A 25,133-nucleotide genomic window follows, 5' to 3' on the forward strand; every position below is an offset into this window, starting at 1 on the left:
TGGTCATCAAGCGATTGCTGAAGCAGGAGGACTCCACGCTGAACCGGCAGTTTGAGGATTTCGCGGGCTTCTATGGATTCAAGCCAATTCTGTGCCGGCCATATCGGGGTCAGACGAAGGGGAAAGTAGAGCGGACGGTGCAGTTTGTCAGAGATAATTTTATGGTGGGGATCCAGTACAACAGTCTGGCGGACTTGAACGGACAGGCCCTGGCCTGGTGCAATAAGGTCAATGGGAAAGTCCACGCCACCACCAACGAGATTCCCTTTGAGCGGCTGAAAAAAGAGGGCCTGAGTCCCCTCTCTCGTGAGTACATCATCGACAAGATCAACCTTAGGCGGGTACAAAAAGACTGCCTCATCTCCTACGCCGGCAATCAGTACTCCGTGCCAGCGGAGTATGTCGGCAAAGATGTGGCAGTCGTGGCCCTCGACAGCATGTTAGCAGCATATTACGAGGGAAAGCAGATCGCTCTGCACCGAATATCGTATCAGAGAAAGGACATGGTTGTCAATCCTCAGCACTATAGAAGGCTTACGCTGAAACAGACGATGGATGCAGAAAATGTTCTGCTGGAACAGGACAAAGTGATTGATTTTCCCTTGAAACCCTCCGATTTGTCCAGATATGACGAGGTGCTGTATGACTGAATTTACTATGGACAGGCTGAGGGAAAACCTGGAAGCCCTTAAGATGAAAAACACCCTGGAGATTCTGGACAATTACCTGGAACGGGCGGTGGCGGAGGATCTCAACATTGTGGAGGTTTTGGATCACATTTTCTCAGAAGAAGCCAAATCCAAGCGGAGACGGGCCTATGAGAAGCAGATCCAGATGTCCGGCTTCCCCATTAAGAAGACCCTGGACGACTTCGATTTCTCCTTCCAGCCCTCCATCGACAAGCGCCAGATCGACGAACTGGCCACCATGCGCTTCCTGGAAAACGGGGAGAATGTGGTCTTCCTTGGCCCGCCCGGCGTGGGCAAGACCCATCTGGCCTCCGCTCTGGGCCTTGTGGCGGCACAGCATCGCTTTTCCACCTACTACATCAACTGCCATCAGCTTATTGAGCAGCTCAAGAAGGCCCATTTTGAGAACCATCTGCCGGACAAGCTCAAGGTTCTCGCCAAGTACAGGATGCTTATCATCGACGAGATCGGCTACCTCCCCATGGACATCCAGGGCGCAAACCTGTTCTTCCAGTTGATTGCCAGGCGATATGAGAAGACGTCCACCGTCTTTACCTCCAACAAGACCTTCTCCCAGTGGAACGAGGTCTTTGCCGACGTCACCATCGCCTCCGCCATCCTGGACCGTGTCCTGCATCACTGCACCGTCATTAACATCAAGGGCGAATCTTACCGCCTGAAGGAGCGCAAGGAATTTATGCGCCAGAAACAGCAAATCGTGAACACTCTTTTTGAACAAGGAAACGCTTAGTTTTGTTACCCCCCCCTCCGCCGAAAAACAACAAAATTTCTTCGGCGTTTTCTTACAATTTCATATCGGCGTTGACATCGAAACTCCTGGATTTTATCCCAACCTGACCGGCACAGAAAATCTTGAAATCTTTGCGAAGCTGCGCGGGACACCCCGGCCCAATGCCGTCAAGAAAGCGCTGGAAGTTGTGGGGCTTCCTTATCGGGACAAAAAGCTGTTCAGCAAGTATTCTCTCGGTATGAAGCAGCGCCTTGGCATAGCTAATGTCATCCTGCATGACCCGGAGCTTTTGATACTCGACGAACCGACCAATGGGCTTGACCCCATCGGCATTGCCGAAGTACGAAACTTTATCAAGGGTTTAAGCGCGGAGCGCGGTAAAACTATTCTGATTTCCAGCCACATCCTTACTGAAATCGCACTTCTGGCGGACGATATTGGCATCATCGACCACGGCGTACTGTTGGAAGAAAACAGCATGGAGGATTTGGAAAAGAAAAATCGGAAATACATCCAGCTTCAGGTTTCGGATGTCCACAAAACCTCTTTGATTTTGGAACAGCAGTTCCGTGTGACTGATTATGCGGTGCAGGACGAACATAACCTGCGGCTCTATGATACCGCACTGGATATGGCAGCAATCAACAAGGCTCTTGTGGTGCAGGACGTGGCTGTTATCAGCTCCCAAATCTGCAATGATACCCTTGAGGATTATTTCAAGCAGATTACAGGAGGAGAGGGCATTGCTTAAACTGATACAGGTTGAATTTCTAAAGCTGCGTCGGAGAAAGTTTATCTGGCTCATGCTGCTGGCGGCGCTCTTTATACCTCTTGCCGCTGTGTTCTACTTTGCAAATATCAAGGGAACCGGCGTGGAACCCATCGAGTTCTACAAGTGGACGGCGTTTAGCTATACCCCGTGGATTATCCTGCCGGTGGTGCTGGGGATGCTTTGTACCATGCTGATGTATAACGAAAACCAGTATGATATACTTAAACAACTCTGGATTGTGCCGGTCAATAAAGTGGCGTACTTTTTCAGCAAATTCGTTGTGATGCTGACATACTCGATCTGCTTTATGCTGATTATTGCAGCCGCGTCCATTCTTACCGGCGTACTGCCTGGCTATATCACCTTTGACAGCACAAGCACACTTTATCTTCTGCGAAAGTGCATGGAAATCTCCCTGCTGACCGCTTTTGCGGTGTTGCCGGTGCTGGCGGTTGCTGCGGTGCAAAAGGGCTATATTCTTCCCGTCTGTTTGACGCTGGTTTATACATTTCTTGGCTTTATCCTCTTAATGGTAAATATGTACCTGCATCCGCTCTCCAGCATGACAGCCATTGTTATGCGGGATATTCCAGGTGTCGTGATTACCCAGCCGCTTAATATTCCGGGGGCGTTCCTTTGCATAGGTGTGTGGAGCGTAGCTTCTGTAATGCTGGCCGGGGCTGTTTTGAAAAAGAGAAAGTGAGGTGCATCTGAAATGAAACTTTTGCTTTGGGCGGAGCGCTGGAAACTCCGCCGCTCCAAAATCCTGTGGATTGCCGGTTTTGCAACGGTTATGGTGGCGTTGATTATCTTTGCACAGGGGCAATTCATGTTCTATGGAAGCCGCTATATCGACAAGGCAGGATGGTTTATGACAGCGACCCAATCCCTTGCTACCTTTTATGTATTGCCTGCGGTGATTGCCCTGCTGGGCAGTTATATGATCTGTCGGGAGGAACAGGAGGACACCCTAAAATCCCTGCGCCTTATTCCCGTGGATGAAATGAAACTGACACTTGCCAAGATGGTGCTTACCCTTGTGTTCAGCGTCCTGATCTATCTCCTGCTTTTTGTTATTACCTTTCTCATTGAGGCCGTTCTCCACCTTGAAGCTCTGCCTATTAGCCTTGTTTTAGAGAACCTGAAAATATATTTTATGGATGGAGCTGGCGTTTTTTTTGCCATTTCTCCGATTATCGCTTTGGTTTCCCGGATGAAAAAGGGCTACTGGTTGGCGCTGGTATTTGCTGAAATCTATTCTTTCGCTGGATTGTTTGCAAGTATGTCCAACACATTAAAAACGGTCTATCCTATGACAGCCGTTTTTAACCTTTCTGGTTATTACCATGCAAGCGTCATTCAGACTTTAATCGGTGTCATAGTTCTGCTGACCTGTGTTGTTCTTTCGCTGTTCATTTTGAAAGGACTGAACAAGACAGCCAAATAACCACAATATTTTTAATAATCTGCCGCACGACGGCAAAAGAAAAAAGCCGTCGTACAGCAGTCCATAAAAGCCAAGTCTGCCCAGCGGCAGAAAAGAAAAAAACCGCTGCTGGGCAGACCGATTTCCCGTGCCTATTTGTTCCATGCGGCGGTTTTAAGAGATTAAAGCCGCCGTTCTTTTATCCCCCAAAAGAATGATGCGGTAACGCTGGAAAGTACGGCGGCTGACAGGAGGCAGCCGCCATGAAGTACATACCCGTTCGACACGATTTGACAGCATTTGAACCGTCAAAAAAAGCCCGTCCCCCGCCTGGGAGAACTGTGGCCGCGAGGTTATACTATACGGTGCAGATAAAGTAAATTATACTGTGCAGCTCGCCCGGTGGGTCTGTGACCTGCCGGGCGAGTTTTGTCGTTTCCAGACCGGCCCGAAAAAAATTTTTGCAAATCGGGCCATTTACCGCGCAGTTTGGCCCAATCACTTCGCTCTGTTAGCGGAAAGGGAGAGAACCACCACCATCCCCCGACGAAAGGGGGTGAGAAGATGGGAACTATCCCCCGCTTTAGCAGACCGGGCCAGTTTGACCGCTATTGCAAGCTGGTACTGGAACATGAGGCCATTGACTATCTGCGGAAAATGGACAGCCTGCGCGACCGTCATATATCGTTGAGCATCCTGCCGCAGAAAGAAATGGACAAGCTCTCCACGGTAGACCGCTATCCCAGCGACAGCCATGTTTTTACGTCGCATGGATGTGACCTGCCGATTGAGAACGAGCTTGTGGCCGACGCCTTTGCCGCCCTGACGGAGCAGGAACAAAGTATTCTGATACTGCACTGTGTCCTGGGAATGTCGGACGGCAAGATCGGTGAGATCATGGAGCTGTCCCGCTATGCCGTCCAGCGGCGCAGACGGAAAGCACTGGACGAACTGCGGAACAAGTTGGCGGCGATGATGCCGAAAGGAGGTTGAACGCGAATGTCGGAACCTGACTACAAGGGCCGGGCGCTTCTCCCCATGCCGGTGATCGAAGCCGCCCGCGCCGGGGACGCCGGAGCCGTGGAACAGGTCTTGCGGTACTACGAGGGCTACATAAACAAGCTCTGTACCCGGACGCTGTATGACGAGTACGGCTATCCCCATGTGTGCGTAGACGAGTACATGAAGCATCTCCTGGAGATCAAGCTCATCTATGCCATTGTTGCCGTAGACTGACGGCAACCGGCCCGGCAGGGCAGGCGGAACACCCTTACCCTTTCCATGTTCCCCTGCCTCCGGCCCGGCGCTGCACCTTGACAAAGAAAGCCCGCAAGATAACGGCGGCGCAGCATAGGGCAACGGACACATTCTGTATGCGTCGCATCGGTGGGTGCGCCATAACCCCGCATCCTGCGGGAGAGCGAGAACCGCCTACACCGAAAAGCTGGCAGCTTATAATCAGCGGCGCATACGCTAACGATACTCCCTTACAGCCACAGTCCGAGCGTTCAAAGCGTCGCAGGCAATGGGTAGGGCCGCGTGAGAACCACGCGGGGGTGAAAGTCCCGTGGTGCTGGTCGCCGCCAGCCGTCCGATTTATGCCCTTTTATCAGAATAGTGGACAAGCCGCTATTCATAAACTGTACTATTTATTTGCGAAAGGGGGAAGTCCTTTGCCGCAAAATCAGATCAGCGCCACAACGACGCATAAAATTGGCAAAACGACTTACTTTGTCTGTGCGTCGGCCAGCGAGAAAGCGACCGACACCATAGACAAGAAGATCAAGAAACTTATCCGCAAGGATATGGAGCAGAACGCCGGAAGCGTCCAGAAATAGGGCGCTCTTTTTATATTTTTTGAGCTGACAAGGACAGCGGTTGATGGTATAATGTAATCAGTACATATATCATGCTTGTCTGCTGTCGGAAAGGAGGAACAATGTTGCAGGCAGACAAGATAACCGCTTTATATTGCCGGTTAAGTCAAGAGGATATGCAGGCAGGCGAGAGCGAGAGCATCCAAAATCAAAAGTTGATCTTACAACGGTATGCGGATGAACATTTCTTTTTGAATACCCGCTTTTTTGTCGATGATGGCTTTTCCGGGGTGAGTTTCGAGCGTGAGGGGCTGCAAGCCATGCTCCGCGAGGTTGAGGCCGGGAACGTGGCGACGGTCATAACGAAAGACCTTTCCCGCCTGGGCCGGAACTACCTGAAAACCGGGGAGCTTATCGAAATCGTGTTCCCGGAATATGAGGTGCGCTACATCGCCATTAACGACGGCGTGGACACAGCAAGGGAAGATAACGAGTTTACCCCCCTGCGGAATTGGTTTAATGAATTTTACGCCCGCGATACGTCCAAGAAAATCCGGGCGGTGAAGCAGGCCAAGGCCCAGCGGGGCGAACGTGTCAACGGAGAAGTCCCCTATGGGTATATCGCAGACCCGAACGACCGCAATCATCTCATTCCTGACCCGGAAACGGCCCATGTTGTCAAGCAGATTTTCGCCATGTATGTGCGGGGCGACCGTATCTGTGAAATTCAAAACTGGCTGCGGGACAACGAGATTTTGACTGTTGGAGAACTCCGCTACCGCCGAACAGGAAGAACCCAGCATCCCCGCCCCCAACTGAACGCCTGGTACAACTGGCCTGAAAAGACGCTGTATGACATTCTCGCCCGGCAGGAATATTTGGGCCATACCATCACGGCGAAAACCTACAAGGTGTCCTATAAGTCCAAAAAGACACGGAAAAATGCGGAGGACAAGCGGTATTTCTTCCCCAACACGCATGAACCGCTGATTGACGAGGAAACCTTTGCCCTTGCCCAAAAGCGCATCGCTACCCGCCACCGCCCTACCAAGTCTGATGAAATCGACCTGTTTTCCGGGTTGCTATTCTGCGGAGATTGCGGCTACAAAATGTATCTCCAAAAAGGAGCCGGAACGCCGGAGCGGAAACACGCTTACACCTGCGGCAACTACCGCAACCGGGCCAGAAATGATTTTCTTTGCACGACACATTACATCCGCAAAAGTGTCTTGAAAGAACTTGTTTTGGCTGACTTGCAGCGTATTATGTCCTATGTGAAAGGACATGAGCAGGAGTTTATTCAGACCGCTACCGAGTGCAGTGAACAGGCCATGAAAAAGGCGCTGGGCCACCAGCGCAAGGAACTTGACAAGGCGGAGGCCCGGCTGGGCGAGATCAACCTTTTATTCCGCAAACTGTACGAGGACAACGCATTGGGCCGGTTATCGAATGAACAGTTTGTGTTTCTGACCTCCGGCTATGAGGACGAGAAAGCGGCGTTGACGAAACGGGTGGCGGAACTGCGGAAAGGGCTTGACACCGCCGCTGAGCGTAGTGCCGATGTGAAGCGGTTTGTCGCCCTGGTACGCCGGTACACGGAGATCAGCGAATTGACCTATGAAAATGTCCATGAGTTTATCGACCGCATTTTGGTCTACGAATTGGACAAGAACACCAACACCCGCAAAATCGAAATCTTTTACAGCTTCGTGGGCAAGGTAGACACCGGCGACCAGCCCACCGAAAGCGTTTCTTATTTCAGGCAGATCGGCGCTGATGTCAAAAGCGTTGTCGTTTAGGGCTGAAAGCAAAATGCTGGGGCAAGATAGCGTACCATTCAAAAACGGTTACGTTATCTCACCCCAGCAAAAGCCCCGCCCGCCACAACTTCACCTGTCTTAGTAAGCTTTGTATTATTTTCCGTATCTAAAAAAGCACTAACCCCAAAATCAATAATCTTAAATATCTTCTCCTTTGTTGAAAATACAACATTGCTCGACTTTAAGTCCCGATGTATGATTCCCTTTTTATGGGCATACTCTAATCCTCTTAAAATTGGCTTTATGACGTTTACACTGTTTTCAAAGCTTAATATACTGTGCTTTTCCTGTAATTCGTTTAAATCATAGAGGCTTCGGTAGAAAGAGTGGTCGGGTCAGCGGTTAGGGAGAGTGGGATGAAGATTGGAGCAGGAGAGCATAACCATAGCGAGAAGATTATCCACGTTGCGAAAGCCAAAAGCGGTACGGATGATGAGTTTGATTTTGTTGTTGATGGCCTCGGAGCGGGCATTAGAAAGCCTGAATCTGGCGGCAGCAACAATGGCGTCAAAGTGGCGTTTGATTTTCTTGCGCAGCTCGCGGAACACGAGGATCCTGCACCGCTGGGCCCAGGCCATCCACTTGGTGAGCGCAGCGGCGATCTCATCAGGCCCGGCCTTGAGAGCCAGACGAAGATTCTCTTTGAGCAGGTAGGCACGGTAGAGCTTAGGATTGGCCCTGGTCAGGAATTGCAGCTGTGCTTGCTGATTTTCAGAGAGATGCTCCGGGTTTTTGAGCAGGACATAGCGTAGATTCTTCACTGATTTTGCCTGGTTCTTTTCAGGAGCAGCCTCGCCCTTGGCCGGACGACCGGGCTTGCGCTTGGGCAGAGTTTTGGCCTGCTGGCGAGCCTCAGACCTGGCTTCCCGACGCACCTGATCTAGGGCGTCTGTGGCCCAGGAAACCACATGAAACGGGTCTACGCACCGCTGTGCATGGGGGCAGTATTCCTCGACACAGGATGCGATCCATTTGGCCCCATCCGCTGAGGCACAACGGATAGAGGCCCGCTGCTCCGGTGTCAGCCGTTCAAAGAATTGGGAGAGAACTTCTTTCCCGTATCCCTTTGCACACCAGACCACGCTGGCTGTGTCGTGGTTGATGACTACGGTCATATACTTGTGCCCTTTCTTGTAGCTGGTTTCGTCAATGCCGATATTTTCCAAGCTGTCAAAGCGAGAGGGATTGGCTGTTTCCAGCTCTTGATATACCCGATGGCAGATGCCGCCCACTGTGTGCCATTCCACCCGCAGATATTCCGAGACCGTGCTACGGGATGCGTGTACGCTCAGCCATGCACAGGTTTCCTCAAAACTTTTGGTGAAACGGCTGTTGTGCCGTGCCCAGGGAACCGATGCTGTCACCACGCCATGTTTCCGGCAGCGTACCCGCGGCTCGTATGCCTCAATATATACTTTGCTTCCGCCTATGTCCAGGGCGCGCCAACGCCGACGTCCGCGCCCCTTGTCGTACCGCGCCGCCTTGCGATGACAGATTCCGCACCGGCACTGCTCGTGCTCAGTTGGCCGCACGGCGATATTTATTTCGTTCATCTCGGGATTGACGGTGATGTCCTCCAGGACAAAACCGGCGCTTCCGATGATGGTCTGAACAAGCTTCTTGGCTCGCACTTGGGGGGCCTTCTTCCATGATTTTTGTTTCGCAACTTAATCATAGTCGTTTCCTCTGTGTTGCCAAGGGCTTGTTCAGTTTTTACCACCCACTCATTCTACCGATGAGCCAAATCATATCCTTCAATATACTCCATTCTTATAAACGGTCCTTCAGAAATTCTGCCTGCATCGTATATTTTAACAATATTCATATGATTTAACTGAAAGAGCATCTTAGCCTCTCTGAAAAATCTCCTTTCTCTATCTTCCTGCTCTTTTGATGATACAAAAATAGGAGTGTATACTTTTACCGCAAAGTCCATATCCAAACAATTATTGTGGTATTTAAAAACACAGCCAAAGCCTCCGGAGCCAATCTGCTCAACTCTTTTATACTGTTTTATCTGTAAAAACGGATCTGCTTCTTCATCAGAATGTTCCTCTATATATTCAATCAAACGATTTATGGAATCTGCAATCAGTTGTCTTCTTCCCGCATAGCTGCTGGACTCATTCTGCATATATCGTCTAAACTCATCTGCTGTCCTACAAACTCTGATAAACTTCGGGATTTGCTCTTTACTTACGTTTTCCAATAAAGAGTTCCTTGTTTGAGTATAATATTTATCGTCAATGGTTCCATCCGTTGCCTTTGACAGCAACCCTATTTTATACTCATCTAACATATCTATCAATTCGGTCTTTGTCATCGTCCCATCTCTCTCCTTAACTCGACATCTTCTCAGTCAAAACCAATTGTATTCTTAGTTATTATACCTCAAAACCAGGAGAGCCACAAGCATCCGCCCATAAAAACATCTGACCATAGTTGAGAGCTATTCCTGCTTGTGTTTCTGCTATTCTTGTATTTCTATGCCGTCTCAAGCTGCGGTGCTCATTGCTTCTGCCCAGTCAAAACCTTCTCACAAAACCTCTCCCTGTTCCCTTCCAATTAACACCTAATTTCCTCCGTAGTCTGATAAAGCAGCGCATTACAAACCGCCGCCGCTACACCGCTACCGCCCTTTCGGCCCATGGAAAGGATAGCCGGGACTCCCTTCTCCTGACAGACCGCCCATGCTGCCTCCTTACTCTCCACCACGTTGACAAACCCCACCGGCACGCCGATTACCAGGGAAGGACGCAGGCCTGCTTCAATCAGCTCCGCAATGCGCAGCAGCGCCGTGGGGGCATTACCAATGGCAAAAACAGCGCTGGGAAACCGTCCAGATGCCTTCTCCATCGCTGCCACAGCCCGGGTAGTACCCTTTTCCTTTGCCGCCCGTGCCACATCCTCATCCGCCATAAAGCAGCAGACCTGCCCGCCCAGCTTCGTCAGGACGGGCTTGTTAATCCCGGCTTTTGCCATGTTGGTATCTGTGACAATCGCTGCCCTATTTAGCAGAGCCGCTTGGCCCAGTTTCACCGCACCTGGGGTAAAACGGAGATTTCCTGCGAAGTCAAAATCTGCCGTAGTATGGATTACCCGCCTGACCACGGCAGCGCTCTCCTCCGGCAGGACAATCCCTTTCTCCCTCAGTTCCTGGGCAATGATGGACATGCTGGTCCGCTCAATGTCCTCCGGAAGGATGTGCTTCATTGGGATAGCCCCCTCTCATACTGCTCCATCGCCTGGTAGATAGCAGTCAGGGCCAGATTTGCCCGCACCGCGTCCGCCAGCAGATTAAACTGCTCTTCCTGGTAGGCTTGGCGGTCCTCCGGGCGGTAGGGGACAGGGGTCAGCCCCTTGCGTTCCAGCAGCCAGCCGGCCAGTCGGACTACATTTTCTCCGGAATCGAAAATACCGCCGGACAGGCCCAACCACAGTCTCTCCCGGATGGCCGCCGCCAAGCCGCTTTCTGCCAGCCAACGACTATCCTCCAGGGGATCGGCACTTCCAGGCAGGATGACAAGGTCCGGCTCCCCTAGCCGGGACGTCCGCTCCACATACCGCACCCCCAGGGCCGGGTGGCGCTCCAGCGGAGCAAAATCGGTAAAATTGGATATGTGGGGCAAACGGATCACGGCGATGTCTACGAGGCGATCATGCTCCATCCGGGTCAGGCGGGGGGACAGGCTGTCCTCATCGTCGATATCCACTTTAGCATAGGGGACCACTCCCAGTACCGGGACGCCGGTGAGCTCCTCCAGCTGTCTCAAACCGGGGCGCAGGAGGGACACGTCTCCCCGGAATTTGTTGATGATTGTACCGACTACCCGGGTCCGCTCTCGCTCCTCCAGCAGAGCGACGGTGCCGTAGAGCTGGGCAAACACCCCGCCCCGGTCGATGTCCCCTACCAGCAGCACCGGGGCGTTCACCAGCTCCGCCAGCCCCATGTTGACAAAGCAGTCCCCCTGTCTCAGGTTAATCTCCGCCGGGCTTCCAGCCCCCTCGATGACGATGATGTCATGCTCCGCCGCTAGGTTGTGATAGGCCGCCAGTACCTCGGTAGTCAGTGTGGGCTTCAGCCTGAAGTAGTCCGCCGCCTGATAGTGCCCCCGAACTTGACCGTTGACAATGAGCTGGCTCCCCGTGTCGCTGGAGGGCTTGAGCAGCACAGGGTTCATCCGCACATCGGGCTCCAGCCCAGCCGCCCAGGCCTGGACCGCCTGGGCCCGGCTCATCTCCAGACCCTCCGGAGTGAGATAGCTGTTCAGCGCCATGTTCTGCCCCTTGAATGGAGCGGCTTTATAGCCGTCCTGCCGGAAAATCCGGCACAAAGCGGTGACTAGCAGGCTCTTGCCCACGTTGGACATGGTCCCCTGAACCATGATGCATTTTGCCATTTACAGTACCTCCCTCATGGTCCGCAGAAGAACCTGATTTTCTTCCCCCGTCCGCACTGCCGCCCGGTACCAGCCGGGGCCCAGACCGTGGTAGTTAGAGCAGTCCCGGAGCAGGACGCCCCGCTCACGCAGCCGCTCCCCCAGGTTAGACGCAGGGGAAAAGAACAGCAGATAGTTGGCCTCCCCCGGGCAGACCTGAAATCCCAGCACCTCCAACCCCGCCGCCAACCGGGGGCGCTCCCGCTGAATAAGCCGGCGCACCTGGGACAGATAGCCGTCTTCCTCCAGCGCCGCCAGCCCTGCCGCCTGCGCCGGGCCGGACACCGCCCAGGGCGGGCCGCTTGTCCGCATTTGCTCCAATAAACGTACATTCCGGCACAGGGCATACCCCAGCCGCAGACCGGCCATACCGTAACTTTTGGTAAAAGCCCGCAAAACCAACAGATTAGGAAAGCTGGAAAGCAGTTTCACCAGGGAGTGTTCCACAGGATTGTCCAGCAGATCGTTGAAGCATTCATCCACCACCAGCAGGGCACCCTGAGCAGCGCACCGCTCCAGGATTTTGACCAACAGCCGCCGGTCCGTGGTCCGCCCGGTGGGGTTGTTGGGCTCGCAGAGGAACATCATGTCCAGGCCGGGGGCAACTGCCGTCAAAATATCCTCCGACACAGCGTAATTATTATTATGGCGGAGCGGGAAGCGTGTCACGGAGCAACCGCACAGGGTCAGGGCGTTTTCGTACTCGGAAAATGTCGGGGCTGATACCAACGCCGTTTTGGGCCCCTTCGCCAGCGCCAGCCGGTAAATCAAGTCGGAGGCCCCGTTCCCGCACAAAATCCAGTCCGCCGGGACGCTGTGCCGCTCCGACAGCTTTTCCCGCAGTTCCCGGCACAGAGGGTCCGGGTAGCGGTCCGCCCTGTCCAGCGCCCGGACCGCCGCCTGCCTTACTTTTTCCGGAATCCCCAGCGGGCTGACATTGGCGGAGAAGTCCAGGAGCGGGACAGAGTACTCCCGCTCATAGCCCGCCCAATCGCCGCCGTGGCTCAGTTCCATACAAGAATCCCCCTCATCAGCGCCAGCAGAGCCATGCACAAAAAACTCCCCACGTACAGCATCCGGATGGCCCGACCAATATCCGACCGCTCGATCTTCCGCAGAGAGTCGCCGATAGTTGGTTTGTCGTGCAATTCCCCGAAGTAGAAGGCTGGCCCGCCCAACTGCACCCCCAGCGCCCCAGCCATGACGGCCTCCGTCTGGGCGGAGTTGGGGCTAGCGTGGTTCCGTCGGTCCCGTCGCCAGACACGCCAAGCCCCGAAGGCACTCTCCCCGGTCAATGCCGCCGCCAGAATCAGCAGGAGAGCGGACAGACGGGACGGAATATAATTTGCCAAATCGTCCAGCTTCGCCGCCGCCCGCCCGAAGTACAGATAGCGGTTATTTTTATAGCCAACCATGCTGTCCATGGTGTTGATCGCCTTGTAACACAGGGCCAGAGGCGCGCCGCCCAGGAACATGTACGCCATGGGGGCCGCCACGCCGTCGGAAAAATTCTCTGCCACCGTCTCCACAACGGCCCGGGCCACTCCTTCGGCGGACAGATGTTCCGTGTCCCGCCCCACGATCCGCCCCACTGCCCGGCGGGCCTTCTCTAGCGTCCCTGCGGTCAGCACCCGATAGACGTTTTTCGCCTCATCCCCCAGCCCCTTGACAGCCAGACACTGCCAGCACCAGACCGTCTCCAAAGCGAACCGCAGAGCTGGGTGGACCAGCCCGCACAGCCGCAGGGCCAGAGCGGACAGAGCCAGCGTCCCCAGAGGGAGGGTGATTGCCAGGATGCCCCCGCCCAGCAGCTCATTGGGGCAGATTTTCCGCAGAAAACCCTCCAATTTCGTGATGTACCGGCCCATGAACACCACCGGATGGGGCATCCAGGCCGGGTCCCCCAGCAACAGGTCCAGACCGAAGCCGCCCAACGCGGCATAAAAAATCCTCATTTTAAAAATGTACCTCGTCAATCAGTGTTTGCCCGTCCAGCACAAAACCGCCGCCGCAAGGGGATTGCCAGTGGAAGTAGCCCCGGTGGGGTCGGGCATACCGCTCCAGAATCGCCATCTGGACGCCTCCGTGGGCCACGATCACCAGCCGCTCCGCCTCAATTTCCAACAGGGGGACAAAGGCATCCCACACCCGGTCGGAAAACTCCGCCAGGCTTTCCCCGCCGGAGCAGCGCCCTGTACAGCCGCTTTCCACCCAGGCGCGATAGACCGAATCGTGTTCCATCTCTGCGGCGGTGCGGCCCTCGAAGACGCCGAAGTCCATCTCCCGAAAGCCCGGAACCACGATCTGCTCCGCTGTTGGAAACAGGATGGCGGCAGTCTCCCGGGCCCGGGAGAGGGGCGACACATAGACCACCTCCGGGGAAAAATCCGCCTGTCTCAATGCCGCCCGGCCTGCCGGGGAGAGGGGAACGTCGGTAAGGCCTTGGTAGCGGTGTTCCTCGTTGTATCGGGTGGCGCCGTGGCGGATCAGGTAGATCAGCACAGCAGTTTTCCCTTCAGTACCTGGGGCAGACCGCAGTACACCCGGACCACTGTGTCCGCACAACCGGCCAGCAGGCAGGCCAGCCGCCCCGCCGCCTCCCGTGCCGCCCGCTCTGCCGGGTCAATGGGCACCACCCCGCCGCCGATCTCGGTAGCAATGACGATTTCCTTTTGGGACAGCTCCTCCGCCAGGGTGGACAGGTTGGGGGCTTTTGCCGCCAAATCCTGCACGTCCCACACGGCCTTTTCGGCAAATTCCTCCCGAGACAGGCCCAGAGCCTGACGGATATACTCCCTTTTTCCCGCAAACAGCGGACCGGTGACGAAAATCATTAAAACGCCTCCCAATACTGCGCCAGACACACCACCCCCAGCATCCACAGTTCGGCTGTCTGTAAAAACCACCCCGCTAGGTCGCCAGACAGCCCGCCGAACTGCTTTTTCGCCATTCTGTGGTAACAGGCAAACACGCCGAGGGCCGCCAGGACCGCCGTTCCGCCATCCAGCCCCCGCAGACACAGCCCTCCGCCGAGAAGGACAACCAGCACGGTCAGCAAAAATTTCAGCCGCCCCCTGTCCGCCGCTGTGGCGAAGGCGTGGGCCAGCCCGGCGTCCTTTGCCAGGGGAAAGGCCACCACCGCCAGAGCGGACAGGGTCCGGGACAGGGGGAACATCAGCAGAAACAGCGGCCCGTCATACCGTGGCAGGGCGGTCCAGAGGGCGAAGGCCGTCGTGAAGTACCCGCACAGGTGGATGGCGGCGAAGGCCCCCAAGCGGGGGTCCTTTAAAATCTCCTGCTTTTTCTCCGGCGGGGCGTGGCTGGACAGAGCGTCCCAGGTGTCGGCATAGCCGTCCAGGTGAACGCCCCCGGTGAACAGGACGGGGATCAGGGTTAGCCCCGCCCCCCGCAGGATGTTGGGCAGGGCCAGCGTTCCGCATAGCGTGGCCCAGCCCCAGCAGGTTCCGCCGATGACTATCCCCACCAGTGGAAAGGCCGCCAGCAGCCAGCGGGTATTTTTCTCCGTCCATGCCACCTGTGGGGCGGGCAGAGCGGAAAACATGGAAAAGGATACCGCTATCGTCTCTAAAATTGTCCTCATATCGCTCCCTTCCAGAAATAGGGCAGGCCGCAGGCTACCTCCACCACCCTGTCCGCCTTTGTGGCCAGGGCGCGGTTGATTTGAGCCAGCTCCCGCATATAAGACAGCGTGCTCCCGTCGTAATCCGCCCCGCTGGAACACACCTCATTGGTTACCACGGTCAGGTGTTGGCACCGGGACAGCAGAACGCCGATACCATCCAGCACCGCATCCGAACCGCCGCCCCCGGGGCTGTATAACTCATTTGCCAACAGATTGCCCAGACACTCCAGCAGGATGTTGGCACCGTCCGGAATGGGCACACCCGACAGGTTTGTGTACCGTTCCACCGTCTCGAAGCCTTTGCCCGCCCGCTGGAGGTGGTGCTTTTCGATCCGGGACAGGCACTCTCCGTCGGAGGGCTGCATAGTTGCCAGATAGACCCGCCGCCTAGGGAGGGACAGGGCGTGGGCCTCGGCGTATTCGCTCTTTCCGCTAGCCGCGCCGCCAATCACAAGGGTGAACATGATTTCCTCCTAATTTTGTGGGATGTAGGGCTCCATCCCCATTTTTCCAAAGGTATGGCCGCTGTGGTAGACCGCCAAGGCCATATCCAGCAGAGGGAGGGCCGCTACCGCGCCGCTGCCCTCGCCCAGACGCATTTCCGCCGTGATGAGGGGCTTCAGTCCCAGCGCGTCCAGCACCAGCCGCCCCGCCGGCTCGGCGGAGACGTGGCTGGCCAGCATGGCGCTCCCGGCCTCTGGCTTCTGACGTACCGCACACAGGGCCGCCACGGCGCTGATGAAACCGTCCACCAGGACGGGAATGCGGTACTCCGCCCCGCCCAGAAACACCCCGCACAGCCCGGCAAGGTCCAGCCCGCCTAACTTGGACAGCACGTCGACAGGGTCGGCGGGGTCGGGACGGTTAATTGAAACGGCCCGCTCAATGGCAGCGATCTTCCGGGCCAGTCCCGCATCGGACAGCCCCGCCCCCCGGCCGGTCACCTGAGCGGGGGGCAGCCCCAGCAAGACACTGGCCACGGCACTGGAGGTGGTGGTGTTGCCGATACCCATCTCCCCGGTAGCCAGAATATCCGCCCCCGCCGCTTTCTGTTCTCTGACCAATTCCATACCAACCTCAATGGCCCGGAGACACTCATCCCGGCTCATGGCGGGGCCTTGGGTAATGTCGCCGGTACCGTTGCGGACCCTCCGGTCCAGCACCCCGGCGGTGCCGGGGAAGTCCAGAACGCCTATGTCCACTGGGACGACCCGGCAGTCGGCCGTCCGGGCCATGTGGCACACGGTGCTCTCCCCAGCCCCCAGGGTCCGGGCCACGGCGGCGGTGACCAAGCTGTCCGTCTGAGTCACCCCCTGGGCCACCACACCGTTGTCGGCGCACAGCACCAGCAAGGCGCGGTTGTTCAGATGCACGTCCGCATTGCCCGTCAATGCGGCGATTCTGACGACCACGTCCTCCAGCAGCCCCAGGCTTCCCAGAGGTTTTGCCAAGCTGTCCCAGCGCTTTCTTGCCTCATCCATGCTCTTTCCTCCATCGGACGACCCCCGCCACAAACCGCTCCGCCAAGGGCAGCACCCCGCCGAAGTGGAGGTGAGGGAAGCCAGCGTACATTGTCTCCGACAGCACCGTCCCGGGAACGGTGCTGTCCCAGTAATGGAACTCGTGGACGGGGACGGATTCCCCCGCCCGGAGCAACAGACTGTCCCCATCCGCCGTCAGGCTCTTGTACCCGAATCGCTGGAGGCAATTCGTCCTATATCCAGCCCCAAGCAGAGCGCCTGCCATGGGCCAGAGCTTTCCCTGTTCACCCTCCAGCGCCTCCTGCAAGTAGAGAAACCCGCCACATTCCGCCACAGTGGGCAATCCCGCTGTCACCGCCTGGCGGACGCGCTCCCGCATGGAGGTGTTCTCGCTGAGCGCTTGGGCGTACAGCTCCGGGTAGCCCCCCGGCAGATAGAGCCCGTCCACGCCGAGCGGGAGGTTTTGGTCATAAAGAGGGCTGAAAAATGCCAGTTCCGCACCGTTCTCCCGCAGGAGGTCTAAATTATCTTCATAGCAGAAGCAGAATGCCTCGTCCCGGGCCACCGCGATTTTACAGCGCACAGGCGGCAAAACGGACGGAGTCTGTCCCTCTGGAGCCTCCCCGGCTAGGGCCAGCAGAGCGTCGATGTCCACGGTCTGTTCCATCTGTCGGGTAATGGCCTCGAAACGGGCAGTCAAGTTTTCAATCTCCCCGGCGGTGAGCAGCCCTAGGTGGCGGCTTTCTAAAACAGCCTCCTCCATGGGCGGAAGATAGCCCACTACGGGCAAACCGGTTTCTCGCTCCAGGATGGGCTTGAGATAAGCATAGAGGGAGGGTTTACAGTCGTTGAGCAGCAGGCCCGCGATGTGGCTGGGGGTACGGAAGCTCTGCAATCCTCGGATTTGCGCCGCCAGGGTCAGGCTGGCTCCTTTAGGACGCAGGATCAACACCACGGGGACATCCGCCGTGCGGGCTATGTCCCAGGCGCTGGCCCGATCCGTCCCCTTCACGCCGTCGTAAAAGCCCATGGCCCCTTCAATCAGGGCCAGCTCCGCACTCTGACGGCCCAGCGTCCGGCGGACACCGGCCTCCCCCTGCAAAAACAGGTCCAGGTTCCGGCTGGGTACGCTCAGTACTCGGCTGTGAAACATGGGGTCGATGTAGTCCGGGCCGCATTTGAAAGACTGGACTGAAATCCCTTGGGCCTTTAGCGCGGCCAGCAGGGCGCAGGTGACCACCGTCTTGCCGCTGCCGCTGTTCATGGCGGCCAGCATCAGCCGCCTCATGATAGCGCCCCCGTGACGAGGAACACCGGATTCTGGGCGGTCAGCAGGTGGAGCTGTCCCGCAGGCTTGGAGCGACTGACGGCAATCTGGGTGATCTCCGGGTCCCGCAGCTCCGTCATGACAGTGTGGAGGGTTTCCAAAGAGATGGCGGAAACGCACACCCGGGCCTTGGGATTAGCCCGGCGGACAGCCCCCAGAATCTCGGGCAGTTCTCCGCCGCTGCCGCCGATAAAGACCGCGTCCGGGGCGGGAAAACCGTCCAGGGCTTCGGGGGCGCGCCCCTCTGTCAGGCGGAGGTTCCAGGCTCCAAACTTCTCCCGGTTGGCCCGGGCCAGGGACAATGCTTCCGGCTGGCGCTCCACCGCCCATACTGCCCGGCACTGGAGGGCCAGCTCCACGCTGACGCTCCCCGTCCCTGCGCCAATGTCCCAACAGGTATCCTCTGGTCTCACTGCCAGCTTGGACAGGATGGCCGCCCGGGCCTCCTGCTTGGTCATGGGGACACCCTCCGCCCGGAGAAATTCCCTGTCAGGGATACCGGGAACCCTGCGGGGATACCGGAGAGCCGACTCCGCCAGCAGAACGTTGAGGGGGGCAAATGGTTTCCCCGCACACTCCGCCGCCGTCATAAAGGAGACGGCCTCCCCATCAAATCCCAGGCTTTCACCTACAGTGACGGACAGCTCCCCCAGCCCCGCATGTACCAGTTCCTGACATAGAGTTGCCGGGCCGTCCGGGCCGCCGGTGAGGAAAAAAGCGGGGTTCCCCTGACAGACCGCCGCCACCGGGTCGCAGCTGGTCCCATGGGCGGAGTACAGCTCCCAGTCCTGCCAGGGCCGGCCCAGCCGCGCCGCCAGAAGCTGCACACTGGACAGGCCGGGCTTGACTTCCGTCTTGATGCCCCGCTCCTTTAACAACGGGAGCAGCGCCCGGGCCCCGGAGTAAAAGCCGGTGTCCCCGCTGTACAATACGGCGCAGTGCTCACAGCCAGAGTCCAGCAGCAGACGCAGAATGTCCTCCGCCTTTGTGGCCGCGTCCTTCCGTCCGGGAATCCCCTCCAGCAGACGTGCCGCGCCCACCACATAGTCTGCTCGGATTTCCGGGACAGGGCCGCAGCCCGTACCCATCAGCGTTACCTTCATTCTATCAGCTCCTTGATGCGGGCTAAAATCTCATCCAGGTTCTCCCCCTGATCCGAGGGACGCTCCACCAGTACCGTTTGAACGCCCACGGCCTGTGCGGCAGACAGCTTTTCCTCAAACCCTCCGGCTCGCCCGCCATCCTTGGTCACCAGCCAGGCGATCTGATATTGCTCTAAAATGGCCTCGTTCAGCTTTTGGGAAAAGGGCCCCTGGAGGGCTAGAATGTGGCTGTGGGGGATGTCTAAATCCTCACAGGCGGACAGCCCCTCGTGGGTGGGCAGGATTCGGATATACAACCGCTCCCTGTCCAGCTCTCCGAAGGCGGACAGTTCCTTAGCTCCGGTGGCCAGCAGGATATTCCCCGGCCTGTCCGTCAAAAACTCCGCCGCCGCCCGGCAGCTGGTGACGGCAATCACGCCCTCTGTCAGGCTGGCCGGGCGCAGGAGACGGAGCAGAGGCGTCCCCACACCCTCACAGGTCGCCCGGATTGTAGTGGTGGCAATATTTGCGTAGGGGTGGGTGGCGTCCACGCACAGGTCGAAGCGGGGGAGCAGGGCCTCCATCCCAGACTGATCCAGCCGCCCGGTGAGGACCTGGACATCGGATAGGCCGTCCAACTCCTCCGCGCCCAGTTCCGTGGCCACGCTGACGGTCACCTCCACCCCCAGCACACCGGCCTGTTGCGCCAAGACCCGGCCCTCGGTGGTGCCGCCGAATATGAGAAGTTTCATGGCTGGTAGCCTCTCGGCGTGACCATCCAGCCGTCCATACTCCGGGTGGTGCTGCTGCCGATGAAGACGGTGGTGAACATGTCCAGCCGCTCCTCCCGAAGCTGAGCTAGGGTGAGGATTTTTCGATTCTGACCCGTTCGACTGATGTTCCGCACCCAGCCGCACACCGTTTCAGGGCTTTTGTCCCGCAGGAGAATGTCACAGGCCCACCTCAAATGGTCCGCCCGTTTTTTGGACGCGGGGTTATAAAGGCAGATTGCAAAATCGCCTTTGGCGGCGCACGCCAGCCGCCGCTCAATGACCTCCCAGGGGGTGAGCAGGTCGGACAGGGAAATCACACAGAAGTCGTGGCCCAGGGGCGCGCCCAGCAGGGCTCCGCCGGACAGGGCCGCCGTCACGCCGGGGACAATTTCCACATCCACCTCGGGAAACTCGGGAACAAGCTCCAGCAGGGGGCTGGCCATCCCGTAGACGCCGGGGTCGCCGCTGCACACCAGAGCCACCGTCCGGCCGGACCGGGCCGTCTCCAACGCCCAGCGGCACCGTTCCAGTTCCTGCCGCATGGGAGTGGTGTAAGTCTCCTTACCGGGGTACAGCCCTTTTACCAGGTCAACATACACGGGATAGCCGCACAGCACCTCCGCTTGATCCATAGCCGCCCGGGCCTGTGGGGTAATCCCGTCCTCTCCACCCGGGCCGATGCCCACCACATAGACCTTATTCATTTTACCACCTCCAATCCGGGGTGAAGGGCGCCGCCGCCACAGCCATAGTGACCCCGCCCATTGCCCGCTTTTTCAAGCACAGCGTCCCGTTGCTGCCCAGCACCGCCGCCCGCTCGCAGACATTGTCCACGCCGGTGACCTGTTCCACAAACTCCGATGCTGAAAATTCACCTGTGACCGCTCCCAGCTGAGCAGCGGAGAAGGTCTCCAGCTCCAGCCCATGGGCACGGCAAAAGTCCAGCAGTCCGGGTTCGTTTCGCTTCAAGTCAATCGTACACACCTTGCAAAAGGAGGCCGGATGAACCGGCAGGGCGGCGAAGGCCTCCTCCAGCGCTTCTTGACTTGTTCCCCATTTACAGCCCACGCCCAATACAGCAATTCGGGGCATCAGGCGCAGAGACACCCCTGCCGGAGGCTCTCCCGTCACCGGCCAGGGAGAACAAATTTCCACCCTTCTGCCCGCCAGCAGAGCCCCAGACACCTTTTTAATGCTTTCCGGATTCAAAATGGCGCAGTTTTGCTTCTTGGCCCACTGGTCCACAGCGAACAGGCCATGAAGATCGGTGGCGGTGGTAATAACCGGGACGGCCCCGCAGACTGCTTCAATCTTCTTGGCCAGCTTATTGGCCCCGCCCAGGTGCCCGCTAAGGATGGGGATGGCAAACCGCCCCATTTCGTCCACCACCACCACGGCGGGGTCGGTAAGCTTACTGTCCACATAGGGGGCAATGGCCCGGACGGCAATGCCTACGGCCCCCACGAAGATCAGGGCATTTCCCGGCTGAAAATACTCTCGCGTCCAGCTGCCCAGGCTTTGCTTTTGGCCACATCTGATAGCCTGCCCGTCCAGTCTCCGGGCAAGTATTTCTGCCAGGGTTTGCCCCTGACCGGTGAAGGAAATCAGGAAAATCACGGCTGTCCCTCCCGAAAGCCGGTGGTGAAAGACGGGTCGTAGAGCTTACTGCGCCGGTAGTCCCTGCCCAGGAAATCTCCCACCAACACCAGGGCGGTCTTGCTGATCTGATGGTCCCGCCCCGTCCGGGCCAGGGTCCCCACGGTACAGCGCACCGCTCTTTCCTCCGGCCAGGTGGCCCTATACACCAGCGCCGCCGGGGTGTCCGGGGTGTAAGCTCCTTGTAAAAGCTCCGCTTGCAGCTCCTCCAGCATTCCCGCCGACAGAAAAATGACCATGCTGGCTCCGTGGGTGGCCAAGGCGGCGACGGACTCCCCCTCTGGGACTGCCGTCCGCCCGGCCATGCGGGTGAGGATTACGCTCTGGCTCACCCCAGGCAGGGTGTACTCCGCCCCCAGCGCCGCAGCCGCCCCGCAGAAGGAAGACACCCCGGGGGTGACGTCGTAGGGGATGCCCAGCTTATCCAGAGCGTCCATCTGTTCCCGGATGGCCCCATAGAGACAGGGGTCCCCAGTGTGGAGACGGACGATGTTCTCCCCCGTCTGCATGGCCTCCAATATCTGCTCCAGGGTCATTTGGGCGCTGTTATAAATGGCGCAGTCCGCCCCGCACAGCTCCAGCAGGGCGGGATTCACCAGACTGCCGGCGTAAATCACCACATCCGCCTGTCTGAGCAGTTCCGCCCCCCGGAGGGTGATCAGGTCCGGGGCTCCCGGCCCCGCCCCTACAAAGTGGACCATCTGTCCATCAGCTCCTTTGCCTGAGAAGTCTGGCCCAGCAGGCCGTATTGGTTGGAAAATACCACCGCTCCCATGGAAAATGTCCCGGAAGCCCGGCGGTCCAGGTGGTCCTGAATGGCAGACAGCAGGCTGCCCAGCACCGCCCTCCGCAGACCGGCCCCGTCCAGGACAGCAATACAGGCGTCGGAGGTGGGACAGTCCATCAAGGCCCGGCAGACCTCTCGCCCCGCCCCGCACAGGGCGGCGTGGGTGCAGAACAGCTCCGCGCGGCAGTCGGCGGTACGGCTGTGGGTGTTCATCACGCCTCCGGCCAGCTTGACCAGTTTTCCTATGTGCCCCACCAGCAGGACGCCCTGAAATTGTTCAGCGGCGCAGGCGTCCAGCGCATCCCCAATAAAATTGGAGCACTTCACCACCGGGATGCCCCAGCGGTCCATTCCCTGGTCCTGGAGGAAATCCAGGCCATAGTTCCCCGGGGTCAGGATGACATTTTTGTGCCCCTGGGCGGCCTTCTGCCTGATCTCCAGCGCGATGGTGTCAATCAGGGCCTGGGCGCTCATGGGCTCCACAATGCCGGAGGTGCCCAGGATGGAGATACCGCCATCGATCCCCATCTGGGGGTTGAAGGTCTTTTTTGCGGCCTCCTCCCCGCCGGGGACATGGATGGTCACCCGGAAGCCGCCCTCATAGCCCAGCTCGTCCCCTATGGACAGCACTTCCTGCTCGATCATCCGCCGGGAGACCCGGTTGATGGCCGCCGCCCCCACAGGTTGATCCAGACCTGGCTTCGTCACCTGGCCCACCCCCGCGCCGCCTTCAATGGACACGCCGGGTTCGTCCTGCCGCTCCACCTGGGCGGTAATCAGCAGGCCGTGGGTGGCATCTACATCGTCCCCGCCGTCCTTCCGGACGGAGCAGAAAGCGGAGCTGCCCTCCATATGGCAATCCTCCAGGGGCGCTTCGATTCTCGTCCCTTTGGGTGTAATGAGGGAGGCGGAAACCGGAGCCTGTCCGGTGAGCAGCAGCCGCGCCGCCCCCTGAGCCGCCAGGGCGGCGCAGGTTCCAGTGGTGCGCCCGCAGCGCAGACGTTTCCCGCCCCGGAGGACGAACAGGTCTTGACTTTCCTCCCGGATATCAAACAGCTTTTTGATGTAGTCCTCTGTAATGATTTCCTCCGGCGGGCCTGCGTGCTCAATCCTCCCGTTGTGGACGCAGACTACAACGTCGGAAATTTTTTCCGCCAGCTCCAGCTCGTGGAGGGACAGGAGCACCGCCAAATTACGCTTTTGGGCCATCTCCCGCAGGACGGACAGCAGCTCCAGCTTGTAGCGGATGTCCAGGAAGGTGGTGGGCTCGTCCAGCACAATCACCTCCGGCTCCTGGCACAGGGCCCGGGCCAACAGCACCCGCTGGCGCTGGCCGTCGCTGATCTGGGAAAAATCCAGAGGGGCCAGCTCCTCCCCGTGGACCAGAGCCAGAGCCTCCCGGACCTTCTCCCGATCAACCTCTGTCAGCAGGCCCAGCCGGCCGGTGTAGGGGTAGCGGCCCATGGCAACCACATCCCAGCAGGTCATCAGCTCCGGACGCACCCGGCCGGTCATAAGGACGGCCAGCTTTCGGGCCCGCTCCAGCGGGGACAGGTCCACTTTGCCGTCCAGAAAAACCATCCCCCGGAGGGGAGAGAGCTGGCCAATAATTGTTTTCAGGATGGTGGATTTCCCCGAGCCGTTGGGGCCGATGAGGGTCATGATCTGTCCCGGCTTCAGGTGGAGGCATATCTCTTCAATCAGGGGCGTTTTGCCGTAGCCCACCGACAGGTTTTCCGTCCTAATCATGCTCCCGCCTCCTCCCGGCCAGCATGGCAATCACTACCGGCGCGCCCAGCAGGGCAGTTACCGAGCTGATGCTCATCTCACGGGGTGCAAAGGCGGTACGGGCTATCAGGTCGCAGAACAGGCAAAAGGCCCCGCCCCCCAGAAAACAGGCGGGGATCATCAAAATGGGCCTGGCCGTCCCGAACAGCCGCTTCATCAAGTGGGGGACGGCGATGCCCACGAAGGACACCGGTCCGGCAAAGGCGGTGACGCAGGCGGACAGCAGGCTGGACAGCAAAATCAGCTCCACCCGGAACCGCCGGATGTTCACCCCCATGCTCCGGGCGTAGACCTCCCCCAGCTGGTAGGCCCCGATGGGCTTGGACAGCGCAAAGGCCAGGACCAGCGCCGCCCCGGTTACCAGGGCGATCACCCCCACGCTGTCCCAGTAGATGCCGGAAAAGCTGCCCATGGACCAGTTGTGGAGGTTGACAATGTTGGAGTCCTCGGCGAAGGTGACTACAAAGTCGGTGATGGCGGAGCAGATATAGCCGATCATCACTCCGCACACCACCAGCAGGGACATCCGCCGTACCCGCCGGGAGATGAGCAGGATGAAGCCCATGGACAGCATAGCCCCCAGAAAGGCCGCGCCGATGAGGGCCGCCGAGGTGGACGCCAGCCCCCGGCTCAGCAGGAAGATCATGGTCAGCGACACCGCCAGCTTGGCCCCGGAGGAGATACCCAGCACAAAGGGCCCGGCGATGGGGTTGGCGAAAAAGGTCTGGAGCAAAAAGCCGGACAGGGACAGCCCGCCCCCCAGGATGGCCGCCGCCAGCATCCGGGGGGCCCTCAGCCGCCAGACGATGGCCCCGTCGGGCTGACGGACGCTCCCCACCCTCAGATTCAGCACGGCCAGCAGGGCCAGCAGCCCCGCTAGCA

The 25,133-nt window shown here is 58.2% G+C and carries 27 protein-coding genes and 2 pseudogenes; 9 read left to right on the forward strand and 20 right to left on the reverse strand.

What is annotated here, in order from left to right; all coding sequences use genetic code 11:
• Positions 1–14 precede the first annotated feature (14 nt).
• The 9 genes and pseudogenes from VV088_RS22870 to VV088_RS16830 all read left to right on the forward strand — a co-directional run bounded on the left by VV088_RS22870 (position 15) and on the right by VV088_RS16830 (position 7,254).
• The gene (locus tag VV088_RS22870) at positions 15–650 is read left to right on the forward strand and encodes a Mu transposase domain-containing protein (protein WP_442913099.1); all 636 of its coding nucleotides are present in this window, start codon (positions 15–17) and stop codon (positions 648–650) included.
• Entirely contained in the window at positions 643–1,440 is a 798-nt protein-coding gene (istB, locus tag VV088_RS16795) for an IS21-like element helper ATPase IstB (RefSeq protein ID WP_334601842.1), read from the forward strand. Before VV088_RS22870 ends, istB begins: the two co-directional genes overlap by 8 nt.
• Positions 1,441–1,504: 64 nt before the next feature.
• Positions 1,505–2,191 (forward strand): annotated as a pseudogene (locus tag VV088_RS16800) (ATP-binding cassette domain-containing protein); the annotation flags it as partial.
• Positions 2,184–2,915: an ABC transporter permease gene (locus VV088_RS16805; RefSeq protein WP_334601843.1), complete on the forward strand. Its 732-nt coding sequence runs from the start codon at positions 2,184–2,186 to the stop codon at positions 2,913–2,915. The pseudogene VV088_RS16800 and the gene VV088_RS16805, both read left to right, overlap by 8 nt.
• 12 nt (positions 2,916–2,927) lie before the next feature.
• Positions 2,928–3,659: an ABC transporter permease gene (locus VV088_RS16810; RefSeq protein ID WP_334601845.1), complete on the forward strand. Its 732-nt coding sequence runs from the start codon at positions 2,928–2,930 to the stop codon at positions 3,657–3,659.
• Positions 3,660–4,202: 543 nt separating this feature from the next.
• The gene (locus VV088_RS16815; protein ID WP_120485201.1) at positions 4,203–4,631 is read left to right on the forward strand and encodes a sigma-70 family RNA polymerase sigma factor; all 429 of its coding nucleotides are present in this window, start codon (positions 4,203–4,205) and stop codon (positions 4,629–4,631) included.
• Between the two features lie 6 nt (positions 4,632–4,637).
• Positions 4,638–4,874 carry a helix-turn-helix domain-containing protein gene (locus tag VV088_RS16820; RefSeq protein WP_120485200.1) on the forward strand — a complete coding sequence of 79 codons (237 nt, stop codon included), beginning with the start codon at positions 4,638–4,640 and terminating at the stop codon, positions 4,872–4,874.
• Positions 4,875–5,311: 437 nt separating this feature from the next.
• On the forward strand, positions 5,312–5,476 hold the full coding sequence (locus VV088_RS16825; RefSeq protein ID WP_066535507.1) for a transposon-encoded TnpW family protein: 165 nt from the start codon (positions 5,312–5,314) through the stop codon (positions 5,474–5,476).
• A gap of 101 nt (positions 5,477–5,577) precedes the next feature.
• Positions 5,578–7,254, forward strand: a complete 1,677-nt coding sequence (locus VV088_RS16830; protein WP_334601846.1) for a recombinase family protein — start codon at positions 5,578–5,580, stop codon at positions 7,252–7,254.
• A 53-nt stretch (positions 7,255–7,307) separates the two neighbouring features.
• On the opposite strand, the pseudogene VV088_RS22875 reads toward VV088_RS16830, so the two are convergent.
• The 20 genes and pseudogenes from VV088_RS22875 to VV088_RS16925 form a co-directional block, all read right to left on the reverse strand.
• Positions 7,308–7,568: pseudogene (locus VV088_RS22875) on the reverse strand (protein kinase domain-containing protein); the annotation flags it as partial.
• Between the two features lie 42 nt (positions 7,569–7,610).
• Entirely contained in the window at positions 7,611–8,906 is a 1,296-nt protein-coding gene (locus tag VV088_RS16835) for an ISL3 family transposase (RefSeq protein ID WP_334600141.1), read from the reverse strand.
• A gap of 98 nt (positions 8,907–9,004) precedes the next feature.
• A complete protein-coding gene (locus VV088_RS16840) occupies positions 9,005–9,598 on the reverse strand; it encodes a protein kinase domain-containing protein (RefSeq protein WP_334601847.1) in 594 nt (197 codons plus the stop codon).
• Between the two features lie 242 nt (positions 9,599–9,840).
• Positions 9,841–10,488 carry a precorrin-8X methylmutase gene (locus VV088_RS16845; protein ID WP_442913168.1) on the reverse strand — a complete coding sequence of 216 codons (648 nt, stop codon included), beginning with the start codon at positions 10,486–10,488 and terminating at the stop codon, positions 9,841–9,843.
• A complete protein-coding gene (locus VV088_RS16850) occupies positions 10,485–11,675 on the reverse strand; it encodes a cobyric acid synthase (RefSeq protein ID WP_334601848.1) in 1,191 nt (396 codons plus the stop codon). The genes VV088_RS16845 and VV088_RS16850 overlap by 4 nt, the downstream gene beginning before the upstream one ends.
• On the reverse strand, positions 11,676–12,728 hold the full coding sequence (gene cobD, locus VV088_RS16855; RefSeq protein ID WP_334601849.1) for a threonine-phosphate decarboxylase CobD: 1,053 nt from the start codon (positions 12,726–12,728) through the stop codon (positions 11,676–11,678). It lies immediately after the preceding gene.
• The gene (gene cbiB / locus VV088_RS16860; protein ID WP_334601850.1) at positions 12,719–13,669 is read right to left on the reverse strand and encodes an adenosylcobinamide-phosphate synthase CbiB; all 951 of its coding nucleotides are present in this window, start codon (positions 13,667–13,669) and stop codon (positions 12,719–12,721) included. Before cbiB ends, cobD begins: the two co-directional genes overlap by 10 nt.
• Before the next feature lies 1 nt (position 13,670).
• Entirely contained in the window at positions 13,671–14,216 is a 546-nt protein-coding gene (locus VV088_RS16865) for a histidine phosphatase family protein (RefSeq protein WP_334601852.1), read from the reverse strand.
• Positions 14,210–14,548 (reverse strand): bifunctional adenosylcobinamide kinase/adenosylcobinamide-phosphate guanylyltransferase, encoded by a 339-nt coding sequence (locus tag VV088_RS16870; RefSeq protein WP_334601853.1) that lies wholly within the window; start codon positions 14,546–14,548, stop codon positions 14,210–14,212. Before VV088_RS16870 ends, VV088_RS16865 begins: the two co-directional genes overlap by 7 nt.
• On the reverse strand, positions 14,548–15,315 hold the full coding sequence (locus tag VV088_RS16875; protein ID WP_334601854.1) for an adenosylcobinamide-GDP ribazoletransferase: 768 nt from the start codon (positions 15,313–15,315) through the stop codon (positions 14,548–14,550). The genes VV088_RS16870 and VV088_RS16875 overlap by 1 nt, the downstream gene beginning before the upstream one ends.
• Entirely contained in the window at positions 15,312–15,821 is a 510-nt protein-coding gene (locus VV088_RS16880) for a bifunctional adenosylcobinamide kinase/adenosylcobinamide-phosphate guanylyltransferase (protein WP_334601855.1), read from the reverse strand. Before VV088_RS16880 ends, VV088_RS16875 begins: the two co-directional genes overlap by 4 nt.
• 9 nt (positions 15,822–15,830) lie before the next feature.
• The gene (cobT, locus tag VV088_RS16885) at positions 15,831–16,838 is read right to left on the reverse strand and encodes a nicotinate-nucleotide--dimethylbenzimidazole phosphoribosyltransferase (protein WP_334601856.1); all 1,008 of its coding nucleotides are present in this window, start codon (positions 16,836–16,838) and stop codon (positions 15,831–15,833) included.
• Complete coding sequence (locus VV088_RS16890; protein ID WP_334601857.1) at positions 16,831–18,126, reverse strand: cobyrinate a,c-diamide synthase; 1,296 nt, start codon at positions 18,124–18,126, stop codon at positions 16,831–16,833. The genes cobT and VV088_RS16890 overlap by 8 nt, the downstream gene beginning before the upstream one ends.
• Positions 18,123–19,268, reverse strand: a complete 1,146-nt coding sequence (cbiT, locus tag VV088_RS16895; protein WP_334601858.1) for a precorrin-6Y C5,15-methyltransferase (decarboxylating) subunit CbiT — start codon at positions 19,266–19,268, stop codon at positions 18,123–18,125. Before cbiT ends, VV088_RS16890 begins: the two co-directional genes overlap by 4 nt.
• Positions 19,265–19,999, reverse strand: a complete 735-nt coding sequence (gene cobK / locus VV088_RS16900) for a precorrin-6A reductase (RefSeq protein WP_334601859.1) — start codon at positions 19,997–19,999, stop codon at positions 19,265–19,267. Before cobK ends, cbiT begins: the two co-directional genes overlap by 4 nt.
• Positions 19,996–20,724 (reverse strand): precorrin-3B C(17)-methyltransferase, encoded by a 729-nt coding sequence (cobJ, locus tag VV088_RS16905; RefSeq protein ID WP_334601860.1) that lies wholly within the window; start codon positions 20,722–20,724, stop codon positions 19,996–19,998. The genes cobK and cobJ overlap by 4 nt, the downstream gene beginning before the upstream one ends.
• Before the next feature lies 1 nt (position 20,725).
• Positions 20,726–21,637 carry a cobalt-precorrin 5A hydrolase gene (locus VV088_RS16910; RefSeq protein ID WP_334601861.1) on the reverse strand — a complete coding sequence of 304 codons (912 nt, stop codon included), beginning with the start codon at positions 21,635–21,637 and terminating at the stop codon, positions 20,726–20,728.
• Positions 21,634–22,377: a precorrin-4 C(11)-methyltransferase gene (gene cobM / locus VV088_RS16915; protein ID WP_334601862.1), complete on the reverse strand. Its 744-nt coding sequence runs from the start codon at positions 22,375–22,377 to the stop codon at positions 21,634–21,636. The genes VV088_RS16910 and cobM overlap by 4 nt, the downstream gene beginning before the upstream one ends.
• Positions 22,362–24,212, reverse strand: a complete 1,851-nt coding sequence (gene cbiD, locus VV088_RS16920; protein WP_334601863.1) for a cobalt-precorrin-5B (C(1))-methyltransferase CbiD — start codon at positions 24,210–24,212, stop codon at positions 22,362–22,364. The genes cobM and cbiD overlap by 16 nt, the downstream gene beginning before the upstream one ends.
• Positions 24,205–25,113, reverse strand: coding sequence for a FecCD family ABC transporter permease (locus VV088_RS16925; protein ID WP_442913183.1), 909 nt, complete (start codon positions 25,111–25,113; stop codon positions 24,205–24,207). The genes cbiD and VV088_RS16925 overlap by 8 nt, the downstream gene beginning before the upstream one ends.
• Between the last annotated feature and the right edge of the window lie 20 nt (positions 25,114–25,133).

The sequence above is a fragment of the Lawsonibacter sp. JLR.KK007 genome, assembly GCF_036941135.1.
GTDB lineage: Bacteria > Bacillota > Clostridia > Oscillospirales > Oscillospiraceae > Lawsonibacter.

What these genes read in the sequence shown, in the direction of transcription:
- istB (WP_334601842.1), top strand. Translation starts at nt 643, where the DNA reads ATGACTGAATTTACTATGGACAGGCTGAGGGAAAACCTGGAAGCCCTT.
- VV088_RS16810 (WP_334601845.1), top strand. Translation starts at nt 2,928, where the DNA reads ATGAAACTTTTGCTTTGGGCGGAGCGCTGGAAACTCCGCCGCTCCAAA.
- VV088_RS16815 (WP_120485201.1), top strand. Translation starts at nt 4,203, where the DNA reads ATGGGAACTATCCCCCGCTTTAGCAGACCGGGCCAGTTTGACCGCTAT.
- VV088_RS16820 (WP_120485200.1), top strand. Translation starts at nt 4,638, where the DNA reads ATGTCGGAACCTGACTACAAGGGCCGGGCGCTTCTCCCCATGCCGGTG.
- VV088_RS16830 (WP_334601846.1), top strand. Translation starts at nt 5,578, where the DNA reads ATGTTGCAGGCAGACAAGATAACCGCTTTATATTGCCGGTTAAGTCAA.
- VV088_RS16840 (WP_334601847.1), bottom strand. Translation starts at nt 9,598, where the DNA reads ATGACAAAGACCGAATTGATAGATATGTTAGATGAGTATAAAATAGGG.
- VV088_RS16845 (WP_442913168.1), bottom strand. Translation starts at nt 10,488, where the DNA reads ATGAAGCACATCCTTCCGGAGGACATTGAGCGGACCAGCATGTCCATC.
- VV088_RS16850 (WP_334601848.1), bottom strand. Translation starts at nt 11,675, where the DNA reads ATGGCAAAATGCATCATGGTTCAGGGGACCATGTCCAACGTGGGCAAG.
- cobD (WP_334601849.1), bottom strand. Translation starts at nt 12,728, where the DNA reads ATGGAACTGAGCCACGGCGGCGATTGGGCGGGCTATGAGCGGGAGTAC.
- cbiB (WP_334601850.1), bottom strand. Translation starts at nt 13,669, where the DNA reads ATGAGGATTTTTTATGCCGCGTTGGGCGGCTTCGGTCTGGACCTGTTG.
- VV088_RS16870 (WP_334601853.1), bottom strand. Translation starts at nt 14,548, where the DNA reads ATGATTTTCGTCACCGGTCCGCTGTTTGCGGGAAAAAGGGAGTATATC.
- VV088_RS16875 (WP_334601854.1), bottom strand. Translation starts at nt 15,315, where the DNA reads ATGAGGACAATTTTAGAGACGATAGCGGTATCCTTTTCCATGTTTTCC.
- VV088_RS16880 (WP_334601855.1), bottom strand. Translation starts at nt 15,821, where the DNA reads ATGTTCACCCTTGTGATTGGCGGCGCGGCTAGCGGAAAGAGCGAATAC.
- cobT (WP_334601856.1), bottom strand. Translation starts at nt 16,838, where the DNA reads ATGGATGAGGCAAGAAAGCGCTGGGACAGCTTGGCAAAACCTCTGGGA.
- VV088_RS16890 (WP_334601857.1), bottom strand. Translation starts at nt 18,126, where the DNA reads ATGAGGCGGCTGATGCTGGCCGCCATGAACAGCGGCAGCGGCAAGACG.
- cbiT (WP_334601858.1), bottom strand. Translation starts at nt 19,268, where the DNA reads ATGAAGGTAACGCTGATGGGTACGGGCTGCGGCCCTGTCCCGGAAATC.
- cobK (WP_334601859.1), bottom strand. Translation starts at nt 19,999, where the DNA reads ATGAAACTTCTCATATTCGGCGGCACCACCGAGGGCCGGGTCTTGGCG.
- cobJ (WP_334601860.1), bottom strand. Translation starts at nt 20,724, where the DNA reads ATGAATAAGGTCTATGTGGTGGGCATCGGCCCGGGTGGAGAGGACGGG.
- cobM (WP_334601862.1), bottom strand. Translation starts at nt 22,377, where the DNA reads ATGGTCCACTTTGTAGGGGCGGGGCCGGGAGCCCCGGACCTGATCACC.
- cbiD (WP_334601863.1), bottom strand. Translation starts at nt 24,212, where the DNA reads ATGATTAGGACGGAAAACCTGTCGGTGGGCTACGGCAAAACGCCCCTG.